The organism is Lactococcus sp. KTH0-1S (assembly GCF_052544945.1).
On the sequence record NZ_CP195165.1, the window covers coordinates 459465 to 473871 of the forward strand.

General features: G+C 33.2%; 17 protein-coding genes and 1 tRNA gene. 15 read left to right on the forward strand and 3 right to left on the reverse strand.

What is annotated here, in order from left to right; genetic code table 11:
* Positions 1-561 precede the first annotated feature (561 nt).
* From ACRYLU_RS02290 to ACRYLU_RS02315, 6 genes are all read left to right on the forward strand, one after another.
* Positions 562-711: a hypothetical protein gene (locus ACRYLU_RS02290; RefSeq protein WP_161935067.1), complete on the forward strand. Its 150-nt coding sequence runs from the start codon at positions 562-564 to the stop codon at positions 709-711.
* 116 nt (positions 712-827) lie between these two features.
* Positions 828-1355, forward strand: a complete 528-nt coding sequence (locus ACRYLU_RS02295) for a Panacea domain-containing protein (protein ID WP_445081142.1) — start codon at positions 828-830, stop codon at positions 1353-1355.
* Positions 1356-1358: 3 nt separating this feature from the next.
* Complete coding sequence (locus tag ACRYLU_RS02300; RefSeq protein WP_445081143.1) at positions 1359-2081, forward strand: hypothetical protein; 723 nt, start codon at positions 1359-1361, stop codon at positions 2079-2081.
* A 71-nt stretch (positions 2082-2152) separates the two neighbouring features.
* A complete protein-coding gene (locus ACRYLU_RS02305) occupies positions 2153-2296 on the forward strand; it encodes a hypothetical protein (RefSeq protein ID WP_014573124.1) in 144 nt (47 codons plus the stop codon).
* 859 nt (positions 2297-3155) lie between these two features.
* The gene (locus ACRYLU_RS02310) at positions 3156-3407 is read left to right on the forward strand and encodes a hypothetical protein (protein ID WP_143459244.1); all 252 of its coding nucleotides are present in this window, start codon (positions 3156-3158) and stop codon (positions 3405-3407) included.
* A gap of 11 nt (positions 3408-3418) precedes the next feature.
* Positions 3419-3492 (forward strand) — tRNA-Ile (locus tag ACRYLU_RS02315).
* Between the two features lie 251 nt (positions 3493-3743).
* On the opposite strand, the gene ACRYLU_RS02320 is transcribed toward ACRYLU_RS02315, so the two are convergent.
* The gene (locus tag ACRYLU_RS02320; RefSeq protein ID WP_058206032.1) at positions 3744-4241 is read right to left on the reverse strand and encodes a GNAT family N-acetyltransferase; all 498 of its coding nucleotides are present in this window, start codon (positions 4239-4241) and stop codon (positions 3744-3746) included.
* Positions 4242-4387: 146 nt separating this feature from the next.
* On the opposite strand from ACRYLU_RS02320, the gene ACRYLU_RS02325 reads away from it, so the two are divergent.
* The 8 genes from ACRYLU_RS02325 (at position 4388) to ACRYLU_RS02360 (ending at position 10235) form a co-directional block, all read left to right on the forward strand.
* Positions 4388-4897, forward strand: coding sequence for a methylated-DNA--[protein]-cysteine S-methyltransferase (locus tag ACRYLU_RS02325; RefSeq protein ID WP_445081144.1), 510 nt, complete (start codon positions 4388-4390; stop codon positions 4895-4897).
* Between the two features lie 13 nt (positions 4898-4910).
* Positions 4911-5471 carry a bifunctional transcriptional activator/DNA repair enzyme AdaA gene (locus tag ACRYLU_RS02330; RefSeq protein ID WP_445081145.1) on the forward strand — a complete coding sequence of 187 codons (561 nt, stop codon included), beginning with the start codon at positions 4911-4913 and terminating at the stop codon, positions 5469-5471.
* A 93-nt stretch (positions 5472-5564) separates the two neighbouring features.
* A complete protein-coding gene (locus tag ACRYLU_RS02335) occupies positions 5565-6374 on the forward strand; it encodes an ABC transporter ATP-binding protein (protein WP_445081146.1) in 810 nt (269 codons plus the stop codon).
* On the forward strand, positions 6371-7096 hold the full coding sequence (locus ACRYLU_RS02340) for an ABC transporter permease (protein ID WP_023163807.1): 726 nt from the start codon (positions 6371-6373) through the stop codon (positions 7094-7096). Before ACRYLU_RS02335 ends, ACRYLU_RS02340 begins: the two co-directional genes overlap by 4 nt.
* Before the next feature lie 62 nt (positions 7097-7158).
* On the forward strand, positions 7159-7617 hold the full coding sequence (locus ACRYLU_RS02345; RefSeq protein WP_038599337.1) for a LytTR family DNA-binding domain-containing protein: 459 nt from the start codon (positions 7159-7161) through the stop codon (positions 7615-7617).
* Positions 7614-7991, forward strand: coding sequence for a hypothetical protein (locus ACRYLU_RS02350; protein WP_445081147.1), 378 nt, complete (start codon positions 7614-7616; stop codon positions 7989-7991). Before ACRYLU_RS02345 ends, ACRYLU_RS02350 begins: the two co-directional genes overlap by 4 nt.
* 113 nt (positions 7992-8104) lie before the next feature.
* Entirely contained in the window at positions 8105-9250 is a 1146-nt protein-coding gene (locus ACRYLU_RS02355; RefSeq protein WP_038599342.1) for a cysteine desulfurase family protein, read from the forward strand.
* A 106-nt stretch (positions 9251-9356) separates the two neighbouring features.
* On the forward strand, positions 9357-10235 hold the full coding sequence (locus tag ACRYLU_RS02360; RefSeq protein WP_098393202.1) for a C40 family peptidase: 879 nt from the start codon (positions 9357-9359) through the stop codon (positions 10233-10235).
* Between the two features lie 57 nt (positions 10236-10292).
* Here the strand turns inward: ACRYLU_RS02360 and ACRYLU_RS02365 are convergent, their stop codons facing one another.
* Positions 10293-11942, reverse strand: coding sequence for a peptide ABC transporter substrate-binding protein (locus ACRYLU_RS02365; RefSeq protein WP_098393203.1), 1650 nt, complete (start codon positions 11940-11942; stop codon positions 10293-10295).
* A 211-nt stretch (positions 11943-12153) separates the two neighbouring features.
* Positions 12154-13086 carry a cysteine synthase A gene (gene cysK / locus ACRYLU_RS02370; protein WP_003131750.1) on the reverse strand — a complete coding sequence of 311 codons (933 nt, stop codon included), beginning with the start codon at positions 13084-13086 and terminating at the stop codon, positions 12154-12156.
* 217 nt (positions 13087-13303) lie between these two features.
* Between cysK and ACRYLU_RS02375 the strand changes: the two genes are divergently transcribed.
* On the forward strand, positions 13304-14389 hold the full coding sequence (locus ACRYLU_RS02375) for a LysM peptidoglycan-binding domain-containing protein (protein WP_038599351.1): 1086 nt from the start codon (positions 13304-13306) through the stop codon (positions 14387-14389).
* Positions 14390-14407: the final 18 nt, after the last annotated feature.

Below are 14407 nucleotides of genomic sequence, written 5' to 3' on the forward strand. Positions count from 1 at the left end.
AACTTTCCTAGATTTCTGATAGTTGAGGATAATACAAAAGTGTATCTTCCTAATTAGGAGAGCGCAAAAGTGCGCTGACCTAAAACAAAAGGCTTTGACCCATTTGTTTTAGTTATGGCCCAAACCCATAACAAATTTAATCGGTTGATTGACTAGAGTCGTAAAATGCGACCTCAGGTAGTTTTACTGAAAAAAGAGTAAAAGATATTATTGGTTTCAGAAAAAAGTGATGGCAATAACTAGCAAAGTTTAGACAATGGGTAAGCCTAATTATCCCAAACTTTAGGGGTGTAACATATTTTTACTACCTCAATAACAACAACGAAAATTTTCATTTCTGCCACTTGTGGCATAAAGCTATACCGATATCACGTAGGTTGTGAACAATATCCAAAATTTACATGTTGTGATTCTTAGAAATTAAGAAAATAATCTCTGACTTCGGTCAGGGCTTTTATTATGTCTATTTCAAAAATCATACTTTAGTACGATTTTATAATTGCCCTAACTGTTATATAATATATTCGAGATTATTATCATACACGGAATAGGATGAGATTTATGAAAAATTTGAAAAAGAAGGCAGTAATAGGTGTTATTTTAGGGCTATTTATAGGATTATCATACGGCTATATCATTCATAATATGGCGCTTGGTATTTGTATCGGATTGAGCTTCAGTGCAATGAGTTACTTTAGGTATAGAAAATAAATAAACCCCGCTTCGGCGGGTGTTTTTTTGTTTACGTTTGACAATTAGAGTGAAAAATAGTAAAATAATACAGTTTACAATTGAAAATGATAAAATAGAATAGAGGAGGTAGTGAAATGACAACTATAGAGTCACAAAGTCCAATGGCAGTTGCTAATTATGTTATCGAACATGCACATAAACACAATCAAGTTATTACTAACCTTCATTTACAAAAAATATTATACTTTTTACAAGCTGCAACTTTAGTGGAATTTGAGTCCCCAATTATAAAAGGTGACTTCTCAAAATGGAATTATGGGCCAGTCATGAGAGAAGTATACTCAGCTTATAAAGATTATGGTTCAGCCCCAATAGATGATTTTGCCCCTAATATTGACATTAATGATGGGGACTGGACAATTAATGAACCGCAAAAAATAGATACAAAAATCTTTGCAGACGAAAATATTAAATCTTTTATAGATAATACTATTTCTAAGTTACTGTCAATGAACGCATGGAAACTTGTTGATCTCACTCATGAGCAGGATTTATGGAAAAATGAAGAAGCTAAGATTGTGTATCATAGTGCTAATGATTATTCAAACTCTGAAATAAAACAATATTTTGAGAAAAATTCAAAATACCAAATATGGAAATAAAAAATGGCTAATCTTAACGAAAAATTCTTGGTTGTACTTCTGAATACAATCGCAAATGAACCAGGTAAAGAAAATCTTGCAAATATAATGGCGACGATTTCTCAACGTGCTTCCAGTATCATGACACGATATGATGTGATTTCTAGATGTATTTATGAATATGACGATGAAGCAATTGAAAAAGTTAAAAGATTTTTTAAGGATGATGTGCCGCTTTCTGAACCAAGTTTTCAAAGAATTCAGAAGGAACTTGAGGACAATGGTAATAGTTACAATATAGAGGTATTCGGTAAGTTTCAAAAACATGTTAATTTAGCTTGTATTCAAAGAGAATTTATAAGTAATAATATGATTGAAGCTAGAGAAATGGCTTCAGAAGCAAGCAAAGTTGCTTCTGAAGCTTCAGGTATTAAAACAAAAATTTATTCAGAGTTCATAGCCATACTTGGAATATTTACTGCAATATCTTTTGCAATGATGGGTTCTCTTCAATTATTAGGAACTATTTTTAACGATGTAAGTAATCCTAGTGATAAGAAATTAGGGTATATTATGGAAGCAGGAAGTATATATCTTGTAATAATGTCACTTCTTATCTTTGTACTATTCGTTGGAATGAGAAAGATACTTGGTGGAAAAGAAAAAACATGGGTATGGGTAAGTATAATTGTCGTTGTTCTTATATCAGCACTACTATTTGGGATTGGCTTTAATTTATCAAGATAATCCTGCGCCCTCCGGGGCGTTTTTCTTTTGCCATTATTATGATATAATTTTCGTAAAGAGAGGAACAGCTTATGAAAAAAGGTAGTGATGGATTAGGAATCGAAACAGGTTTGTGCTTAGGGGTGGCATTTGGGATTATTTTTCATAACTTAGCTATGGGTATTGGTATCGGATTGTTATTTGGTCTTGCTTTTGATTACAGGAAAAAGAAATAATATTGGCTCTAGGGCGTTTTTCTTTGCTCTCGTTAAGAAGTTTGCTATAATTAAATTTCTAACACTGATCCCCCTTAATTGGGGGTCTTTTTTTGTTAATAAATGTTACTGTTTTTCTTAAGATAAATTAGTATAATACCCTTATCGTAAATGCTATTCCAAATACAAGTACAAATAACTAAGTATTTCGGGAGAGATAAAGCGCCCTTTTCCAAAGCGAGGGCGTTTTTCTTTACAACGGAAATGGAAAGTTATATAATTTTTATATTCCAAAAATATACTTTTTCATAAAGACTCCTAAGCGTTCCTCTCCTAACTGGGGCGCTTTTTTCTTGACAAAAAATAATGATAGCGCTATAATAAATCATCCTGATATTTTATTTCCTTGAGCTTTCTTCATCCATGAGAAGCTTGTTATAAAATTTTTCTTAAATGCCTCTTCCCCCTTATGAGGCATTTTTTATATCAAAAAAGCACTAGCATAAGCCAGTGCCGAAAAGTGATTAGAGCAAGGTATGAATAATATAGTATAAAACTAGATTAACTTGCAATAACTTTTATAATATTATCAGAAAAAATAACAATAGTCAAATTTTTGAATACGTTTACCTATAATGTATTAAATCTATAATATGCTATAATATAAATGTCTCCGTTTAGTGTCTTAGCAAATATTTAAAGGGAGAAATCCCCAAAAAAGATTGAAACAGTAAATGTTGATCCCATTATAATTGAATAGGTAGTGAAAAAGTTCAAGGTTAAGCTTGATAACTTCACTAAGTTATCAAAAGCAAAATTTATGGGATTGGAATTATAATAAAACTTTACTACATAATTAGGTAATAAGGAGAGAAATTTGATGGATGATGATGATGTAAAAAGAAATATAATAGTATCAATTTTATTTTTATTTTTTGGTGTGGCATTTATTATTGTTGATATATTTTATTTAGATTCTACCGTAGATTTTTATCAATGCCTGGTGGTGTTGTGTGCAATGGTTATTTTCGGTCTCCTCTTAATAGAATCTTTTAAACAAAGAAATAAGAGAAGAAAACTTCTTCAAGAGCTTGATGATGAATTAGAAAATGCAAAAGAAAGTGATCAATAATACAGAGATTTGGTTCTTTAGCTCAGTTGGTCAGAGCTAACGGCTCATAACCGTTTGGTCGCTGGTTCGAGTCCAGCAAGAACCATAAAATAAAAGGGGCACAAAAGGGGCACAAGTCTTAAACTTCTATATAAATATGACGTTTTTTTGAAAATGTTCTAAATCTATTAAGGCTTATGTATCAATGTTTTAGGATACTTTATGAAAATCAAATATATTTATATCAGAAAGACGCAGTTAAATAATTAGAGCTATTAAGCATTAAACACCGTATTTTTACGGTGTTTTTTTCTTGTCTGTCATTAAAATAAAAAATATATCCCGGCATATGCTTTTTTAGATTTCCTTTGTAAAAAATGATTCAGTGATAATTTCCCCTAAATTTCCTTCCTTAACAATTCCTGTGTCAGAAAAACCAAGTTCCTTGTAAAAGTGAATGGCATTTTCATTGCTACTTAGTACCCACAGACCAACTTTTGGATAATTCTCTGTTGAAAGTTCTTCTAAGGCGAATTCAAGCATTTTTCGACCTATTTTATGCTTTTTATAGGAGTCAAGTAAGTATATTCCGTGAATTTCACCAAAGTTTTCTTCAAAAGAATTATTCCGAAGAGGACCCCAGCCGCAAAAACCAATAATTCTGCCTTCAACAATGGCAACCACTGTATTTGAACAAAGATTATTTTTAAAAATATTAATGCTTGATTCAAGCGTTCTGTTTTTTAAGAAACTTTCTGGGAGAAGTCCGGTGTAAGTTTCTAACCAGGCTTTATAATGAACAAAAGCAATTTGCTCATAATCATCTGGGAGTGCTTTGCTTAGTATTGCTTTCATTGTCAGACCCTTAATTTATTTTTTAATATTATATCATTTATCAAGAATGATATTCAAAAAATGAAAAAGCCAAATAGTGATGTTTTCTGCCTTATTTTTTTGTTATACTATTGAATATAAAAAGTCGGAACGAAGAGGAGGGAAAAATGTTAGCTAAAAAAAACTATCAGTCACCTTTAGGAGAAATAATGCTTTTAAGTGATGAAACTTTTTTATTAGGAGTGTGGTTTAAAGAGCAAAAATACTTTGCGGCCAATTATGATTTAAATCAGGCAAAAGAGGATAAGAGTCTTCCAATTATTAATACTATAGAATGGTTGGACGCTTATTTTAAAGGAGAAAACCCTGATTTTAAAAAAATAAAATTGAAACCAGAAGTAACGGAATTTAGAAAAAAAGTACTCAAAATATTAAGTGATGTTCCCTATGGTAGTCTAATTACTTATAAAGAAATATCAAATCTCCTTCAGACCAATGAAGAGAAAAAAAGAAATATGTCACAGGCAGTTGGTGGAGCAGTTGGACATAATCCACTTTCAATCATTATTCCTTGTCACCGAGTTGTGGGGACCGATGGTTCCTTGACAGGATACGCTGGTGGACTGGAGAAGAAAAAAGCTCTTTTGACACTTGAGCAAGCACATTTTAAAAAATAATTGGAGTTTTCATTTGGAAATTACTGACGAAACTTGGAAAATCATTAAAAATAATGATAAAAACTTTGATAATAAATTATGGTATGGCGTAACAACGACCAAAATATTTTGTCGACCTTCCTGTGTCTCTAGACTACCAAAAAGAGAGAATATCAGTATTTTTCAAGCAGCCGAGCAAGCCTTAGAAGAAGGTTATCGTCCTTGCAAAAGATGTCGACCAATGGATAAAATTGTACCAAATGAGGTTTGGGTAGAAGAGATTGATTTACTTTTAAAAAATCATTATGATGAGGATTTAAGTCTTGAGGAGCTTGGACAAAGACTTCATGGTTCTTCGTCTTATCTTCGCCATATTTATAAAAAAATAAAAGGACTAACTCCACGGCAAGAACTGACAAGAATAAGACTTGAGCAAGCAAGAATGCGATTGCTTGAAGGAAATGAAGCAATCTCTGAAATTGCGCGTGCCGTTGGAATGATGAATACTCCTTATTTTATAAAATCTTTTAAAAAACGCTATGGACTTGCTCCCAATCAATACCGTAAATCTTATAATATAAATTCCAAAAAATAGGAGAAAAACTCTTATTTTTTTTATCCCTAAAATTGCTTAATTTATCCCAGACTTTTGGTCAGTACTTTTGATAGATTGAGTTAAAATAGCAATATGAAAATAAAAAATATAAAAAAATCCTATGGTAACAATCAAGTGCTAAATGATATCAGTTTTGAATTAAAAGCTGGCGATAAGGTTGCTTTATTAGGTAATAATGGTGCTGGAAAATCAACATTAATGAATATTATTAATGGAAATGTCAAGGCTTCTTCAGGAAAAATTGAATATGGCAAAATGAAACCGACTTCCAATAATACTGGTTATATCATGCAAAATATGACCTTACCTCCGGATGCTTTAGTCAGTGAAGTTTTAGCTTTGTTTTCAAATGATGAACAATCTAAAGAATATGGCTTAAAACTGGTCAAAGAATTTAAAATGGAATCCTATTTAAAGCAAAGATTTTCAAATTTATCTGGTGGTCAAAAACAAAAACTCTTTTTGGTATCTGCACTACAAAATAGTCCTGAATATTTCTTTTTGGATGAAATTACAACGGGTCTTGACAGTGAGAGCAGAGGAGAGCTTTTTAAATTTTTATCTTCAAATTTGAAAGTGAAAAATTCAACTTTACTTTTGGTAACCCATTATTTAGAAGAAGCATTGCAATTATGCGACCGATTTATCATTCTTAAAGATGGAAAAATTATTGCAGATTTACAAAAATCAGATTTAATTCAAGAAGAATTTTCTTTTGTTGAATTTTTAGTAGAAGTTCCAGAATTTGAAGCCTATAAACTAAAAGAAAAACAGTACAAATTACCAAAGAAATTGGGAGAACAAGCCATCATTGAATTCAATAAAGAACTTGTTTTATATCAAAAGACTTACCGTATCAACTTGGAGGAACTATTATCATGAAATTTCTAAAATATTTTACATTTGAACTCCGTTTACGCTATCGGAATCCTTCACAAATTTTCTTTGTGTTTATCTTTCCCTTATTTTTAATGTTTGCTTTTTCATCAAGTTTTGGAAAAAGCATACCACATTATATTGAAAATAATATTGCATCAATATTATTATATAGTGTTCTCTCAGCTAGTTTGACTTCACTGTCAGTACAAATTGCTGACTATCAGTCTGGAAAAATTTATCAGTTATTTGTCCAAAGAGGAATAAAAAAATTATTTTATATTATTGCACAAATTGTTAGTTTTATGATTATTATTTTTTGCTCAACGCTTGTTATTCTAGTAGTTGCTCATTATGCTTATGATTATGAGTTTCCTAAGTTGAGTTTATTAATTCTTTTTTATCTAAAACTTTATTTATATTCAATTCCATTTTGTTTATTAGCAATGATTATTGGACTTCTTGCTAAAAACACGGCAACAGCAAGTGCGATTGCTATGCCTCTGATGTTTCTTTCCTTCTTCTTTTCAGGAATGATGATTCCGTTAGCACAACTTTCAGGAGGAATTCGTAAGATTGCTGACAATTTTTTCCTCACTCAGTTACTTTCTGATTTAAACCATACATTAACTTCCAACTATACAGTCGTTCCAAATTGGTCAAGAATATCTTTAAGTGTCGGTTTGATTTGTCTCTTAGCCCTATTAGTTTATCGAAGAAAGGCCTAAATACTTTAGCTTTTGTCAGTTAAATAATTGTTTAAGTGAGTATTTATTTATATAATGAAAAAGTGAAATTAAAAAAACAAATTGACCCTAATATAGAAGAAGCGGAAATTGTCATTGTTGCTCGAAGGCAAGAAGAATTTTCGGCTATTGTAAAAGAATATCATTTAGAAGATTTGTCTTCTATAGATAACGAAAAACTCTATTTGGCAACAAATAAAGGTTTTGAGATTGTTAATATCAGAGAAATTTTATATTTAAAATCAGAAAAAAATTATCTAGATTTCCATATGACGGATGGAGTGATAAGAGTAAGATCTCCTCTCTATTTTTATGAGAAAAAATTGGCTTTGAATTTTATTAAAATATCAAGAAATACTCTGGTTAATTTTGAACAAATAAGGCGCTTGGAAACAGACTTTGTTTACGGAGTATTGCTTTATATTGGAGATGAAAAGTTGCCTGTCAGTCGTAGATACTTGGCAAATATCAACAAGAAGTTGAAAGAAGGAGCTAAAAAATGAAATATGTAATTTCGGGACTCAAAGGTGCCTTCATTGCTATAGTATGTGGAGTCTTGCTTACTTTGTATTTTGGTGGAAAAATTAATTTTGAATCAATGACTCTAATTCTTGTTTATGGTTTTGTTCAGGGGGCCATGTCTAAATTGATAGATGAATATGTCACAATTGCCTTGCTTGAATTTATTAGTCAAGTTTTAGCGAGTTATTTGCTGGCCTGGGTTTACTTATTAGTTAATGCTTGGATTCTCGACAGTTCGTGGCAACATCATATTTGGAGTTTTACTATTACTTGGTTGCTCATTTTTATTTTGGTATATCTTTATTCAATCGTCAGAAATCGGCGAATTGTCAAAAGATTTAATAGACAGAAATAGCGAATGTCAAAAGTTTTTTATGGTAATTTAATCATCATTCTTATATTTTAGTCAAACTTTTCGGTATTTTTTGTGTTAAAATAAGATTGATTTTTAAATATTAAGGATAAAAAATGATATATTTTGATAATTCTGCTACAACAGCAGTTAATCCAATGGTTTTACGAACTTATACAGATGTTGCAACAAAAATTATGGGAAATCCGTCAAGTCTACATGGTTTGGGGACAACAGCGACGAGATTATTAGAGGCTTCTAGACGACAAATTGCTGAACTGTTGGGAGTCGATTCACGAGAAATATTTTTTACAAGTGGAGGGACTGAAGGAGATAATTGGATTTTAAAAGGTGTCGCTTTTGAAAAGCGTCCTTATGGTAATCACATCATTGTTTCTAATGTAGAGCATCCAGCTGTAAAAAATACAGCAGAATGGTTAAAAACGCAAGGTTTTGAAGTTGATTTTGCACCTGTTGATGGGGATGGTTTTGTTATTGTTTCTGAGCTTGAAAAATTGATTAGAGATGAAACGATTTTAGTTTCAATCATGGCAGTCAATAATGAGGTCGGAACCATTCAACCGATTGACGAAATTTCTGACCTACTTGCTGATAAGCCAACAATTTCTTTTCATGTAGATGCAGTACAGGCCATTGGTAAAATTCCAATAGAGGCTTGGTTGACAGAGCGGGTAGATTTCGCGGTTTTATCTGCTCATAAATTTCATGGGCCACGTGGTGTGGGAATTGTTGTTGCAAAAAAAGGGAAAAGATTGACTCCGCTTTTACATGGGGGAGGTCAAGAGCATAATTGGCGTTCGACTACAGAAAATTTAGCTGGAATTGCTGCGACTTCTAAAGCCCTTCGGTTAGCTTTAGATGATGATGACTTTAAACGTCAAAAAGTACGAGCAATGAAGCAGGTGATTTTAGAAGAGTTAGAAAAGCATCGAAAAGTACATGTTTTTAGTAAAGTGGAGAATTTTGCTCCTAACATTTTGACCTTTGGGATTCGTGGGGTTAGAGGTGAGGTTGTTGTTCACGCTTTTGAACAACATGAAATCTATATTTCGACAACCTCAGCTTGTTCTTCAAAGAAAAATGCGGCGGCTGGAACTTTAGTTGCGATGAATGTCCCTTCAAAATTAGCAACAAGTGCGGTCAGAATTTCTCTTGATTCAACAAATAATATGGCTGAAGTTGAACAATTTTTGACTGTTTTTCGACAAATTTATCAAGAATTAGAAAAAGTAAGTGGTTAAATATTTTATAAAAGTGATTTGAAGATAATTTCAAATCGCTTTTCTTATCCAAATCTTAAATTGTTATTATTAAGTTATCATTAAATTTGAAGTGGTATAAGTAGATATGGAAAAAAGAACAAGAGATTATAAAAAAAATGGCTCTAAAAAAATGAGTAAACAAGGGAAAGGACTTATTCTAGCTTTATTAGCATTTCTAATTTTCTTTGTTGGCTTTAAAATATATCATAGTAAAGATGTTCAGGCTTCAACGATTAAATTGGTTAATAAATCAAATGAGACTTATGCTTACTCTGGGTCAAAAAAATTAACGGGTCTTCAAAAAATTAATGGGAATAATTATTATTTTGATTCAACAACAGGTGTGATGAAGACAGGTTTGATGACTTTGGATGGTGGAATGGTTTATTTCAGTCCACAAACGGGAAAAATGGTTTATGGATTACAAAAAATTAATGGTTATTATTACTATTTCACAAAAAAGACGGGTAAAGATGATGTGGTTAAAGCTTATGAAGCGGTGGCCAGCCAATTGAAATCTGATAATTCAGTGATTGAAAAAACAATTTCATCAGGAATGAAACTGGTTGGGAAAAGTCCATATGTTTATGGTGGAGGGCGCACTGATGATTCGGTAGCTGCCAATGAATTTGATTGTTCGAGTTTTATTGCTCAAATGTTTCGGTTAGGCGGTCAATCTTTGGTTTATCAATTTGCGGCTTCAACCTCTTTGCTAGCTCAAACTGGCGAGGCTGAAGATTGGTCAGATAAAGCGCGTGGTGATTTATTAATTACATCTGACGATGCAAGTGAGGATGAGCAACATGCGGCTATCTATCTTGGCGGAGGATTTATTCTACATGACTCAACAAGTACTGATGGAGTGAGCATTAGTCGTTTAAATCAGGTCATCAATAAGAAAGTTTTAGGAACAATGACTTGGGGACAACTTTTTGAGCCAGGACATGTTCGTCGTGAAGTTTAAAATTTACTGACAGAATAAAAAAATTTACTGACAAAAATCTGTCAGTAAATTTTTTTATTATTTAGTGATTTCAGCATGACGTAAATCAAAAATCATGGCTGAGTTATAAGTTGAAATTCCTTTAAGTTTTGGATTTAATAATAAAGAAACAGATTCAGTGGCTAAGGGATTGACATTAGCGGCCTCATATAGTGCATTTTCAGCATCTTTATAATGAGCATAACGTTTATCAGCTGACAGAACGTCAGGAGCTGTTGTCGCTGCTTGATAGGCTTTATCAAAGTTAGGGTTTTTGACTAATCCATGATTCATTGTACTTCCTGATACAAAATTCATCAAGAAATCAGAGGGTTCATTGTAATCTGCACCCCAACTTGTCAGTAGAATTTGGAAATTATTATTTTGAGCATCTTTTTGACGTTGAGCTGAAGAAACGAGTTTCTCATTAATGGTTAAACCTGGTAAATCTTTTTCGAGATTGCCTTTAAGATAGTCAACCGCGGCCTTGGCAAAGGAATTGTCATTTGCTCCTTCAAGTTCAAGAGTAATGGATGTTTTTCCTAATTCTTTTAGACCTTCTTTAAAAAGTTCAGCGGCTTTTGTGGCATCATATTTATAAGGTTGGGCAGCGTAAGTTGCGAAATCTTCTCCATTTGGTGCTTGATCTAATTTTTTAGGAGTCACTGTATTCGTAATTGAAAAACTTGGCGCCGCAATTTCTAACAAGTTTTTTCTATTTGTCGCTAAGTTTAAAGCTTGACGAATTTTTAAGTTTGAAAGTTCGGGAACTTTACCAGATTGATTGTATTCTAAAACATCAATTCTTGGTGAAGTTAGTGCTTTGTAATCTTTATTTTTCTTATTTGCAGAAACTAATTCCGGAGTGGCCAAATTAGCGACGTCAAGTTTTCCAGATTTGAAAAGATTAACAGCGGTGTTAGGATTATTTACAATTTGATATGTTGCTCCAGAAAGTTTAACATTTTTGGCGTCATAGAATTGATCATTTTTTACAATTGAAAAAGTTTCATTTGAACCAGTCCAATTATTTTTTCCTTTGACAAATTTGAAAGCACCATTATAAAGACTGGTGTCTGAACTTGTTCCGTATTTATTTCCCATTTTTTTAACGAAAGCTTCATTGACAGGATAATAAGCTGGAAGTGTTAGCAATTTATTGAAGTAAGGAGTAGGTGTTGCTAAAGTGATGACTAATTTTTTATCAGATTCAGCTTTAATTCCAAGAGTATCAACTGGCTTTTTGCCAGTCATTATTTCGCTGGCATTAGCAACAGGTGTTAAGGCATAGGCGTATTGCGAACCAGTTTTTGGGTCAACGGTTCTTTGCCAACCATAAACAAAATCAGCAGCTCTTAATTTAGCACCGTTTGACCACTTTAAACCGTCACGCAAAGTTACATTATAAGTTTTGCCATCTTTTGAAATGTCAATTGATTTTGCCAAATCGTTGACAACTTGCGCTTTGGGATTCCAACGGACAAGTCCAGCATCAACATTGAGAAGAACATCAATGGAATTGACGTCAGCAGCCATGCTAGTGTCAAGGGTTAAAATATTGCTTGCAAAGCTGTATTTGGCTTCTTGAGCGGAATCTTCAGATTTACTGACAGAATTTCCACAGGCTGTCAGTAAAAGGGCAGCAGAAAGTGAAATTGCAGAGAAAGCAAAAATTTTTGATTTATTCATGAAATTGTTTTTTTCCTTATTAAAATTTTCCAAGAGCAAAGCGCTCCCAAAATAACTTTACCCTAAAATAGTGAAATATAAAAATATGTTGTTTGTATTTTAGATAAAAAATACTGACAGGAAAATCAGAAAATTTTGTCAACCTTTTTAGCTGATTTATCTTCTCAAATTTCTGTCAGTAACTTTTTTACTTTCTGTCAGTGAAAATTATTTATTTTTCAGACTCAAAATCATAAAGAGCCGTTGATAAGTAGCGTTCTCCATTATCAGGAGCAATCGCTAACACTTTTTTACCCTTACCTAATTTTTTAGCTACTTCAAGGGCAGCATAAATGGCTGCGCCCGAAGAAATTCCAACTAAAAATCCTTCTTTTCCTCCAAGATGACGAGCCGTTAAAATGGCATCATCTCCTTTGACCCGAATGATTTCATCATAAGATTTAGTGTCAAGATTCCCAGGAATAAAACCAGCAGAAATACCTTGGATTTTATGTGGGCCAGCAGCCTCACCCGAGAGAATAGCAGATTCATCAGCTTCGACAACATAAGTTTTGATAGTTGGATTTGCTTTTTTGAGGGCATGCGAAACTCCTGTTATCGTTCCACCAGTCCCTGCACCTGCCACAAAGGCATCAAGTCCAGTTGGCCCAAAAGCATCAATAATCTCAGCTCCTGTTGTTTTTTCATGAATTTCAGGATTTGCGGGATTTTCAAATTGCATGGCAAGAAAATAACCTTCTGTTTCTGAGAGTTCTTTTGCCTTAGCAATTGCAGCTTTCATTCCACCACTAGCGGGTGTTAAAACTAATTGAGCCCCGTAAGCTTGAATCAATTTGCGACGTTCAAGTGAGAATGACTCTGGCATGACAATGACAACTTTGTAACCCAAAGCAGAGCCAACGAAGGCGAGTCCAATTCCTGTATTTCCAGAAGTCGGTTCAACGATTGTTCCACCAGGTTTTAAACGTCCATCGGCCTCAGCCGCCCGAATCATTGCAAGGGCAATCCGATCTTTCACAGAACCACCAGGATTGAAAGCTTCAAGTTTGACATAGACATCAGCACTCTCTGCTGGAACATGTTGAAGTTTAACAATTGGAGTTTGTCCGATTAATTCAGTAATGTTATCATAAATTTTAGTCATTTTTTCGCTCCTTTTACTTTATTATAGCTCAAATAAAAAAATTTGCCTCCTAATATTATAATCATGGCTCTAAAAAAAATTTATGATGTGAAATTAAAAAAATAATAAAGAAAAGACTTTACAAATCGCCAGAAAATTTTTATACTAGTAAGTAACAATAAAAATACAATTGGCATATTTTAGTCAAAAAATTATCTAATATTAAAGAGGAGACTCGATGAAACAGAAACATAAATTAGCGCTTGGTGCGTCAATTGTTGCTTTGGCAAGTCTTGGTGGGATTAAAGCACAAGCTGCATCCGTTCAAGAAATTATTAACGCTGCGGTACCAGTGGCAAATGACTACGGACTTTATCCATCTGTAATGATTGCTCAAGGAATTTTAGAATCAAGTGGTGGACAAAGTGCCTTAGCAAGCAATTATAATAATATTTTTGGAGTTAAATACACTTCTGGTACACCTGTTTATCTACCAACACAAGAGTATTTGAATGGAACAATGACAAATGTTGTTGAACCCTTCCAAGCTTATAGCTCAGTTTATGACGCATGTGTTGCCCAAGCTAAAATGTTACGTGCTTCATCATATTATTCTGGGGCTTGGCGTGAAAATACAAGTTCTTACCTAGATGCGACAGCTTGGCTTGAAGGACGTTATGCCACAGATCCAACTTATGCTTCTAAATTGAATAGCGTGATTTCTGAACTTGGTTTAAGTGTTTATGACCAAGGAGGAGAAATATCAGGAGGAACTGCTGTTACAACTAGTTCATCAGCCTCAACAAATTCAGCTGGCACATACAAAGTACAAGAGGGTGATTCATTATCAGCAATCGCTGCTCAATACGGTACAACTGTTGATGCACTTGTGGCAGCAAATAGTCTAGAAAATGCAAACGATATTCATGTAGGAGAAGTTTTGCAAGTTGCTGGTGCTAGCACAACTACAACAAGTACTAATACAACTTCCAATGTATCGTCAAGTTCTACTTATACCGTCAAATCAGGAGATAGTTTATATTCGATTGCGGAACAATATGGAATGACTGTTTCATCACTGATGTCAGCCAATGGAATTTATGATGTTAATTCAATGCTTCAAGTTGGACAAGTATTGCAAGTAACTGTAGGTACTAGTGCAACAACTTCAAACACAACGACTTCAAACCGTTATACAATTCAAAATGGAGATAGTATTTATTCAATTGCCACAGCAAATGGTATGACAGCTGACCAATTAGCAGCCCTCAATGGATTTGGAATTAATGACATGATTCATCCAGGACAAACAATTAGAATTTAAATAAAAAAGTTACTGACA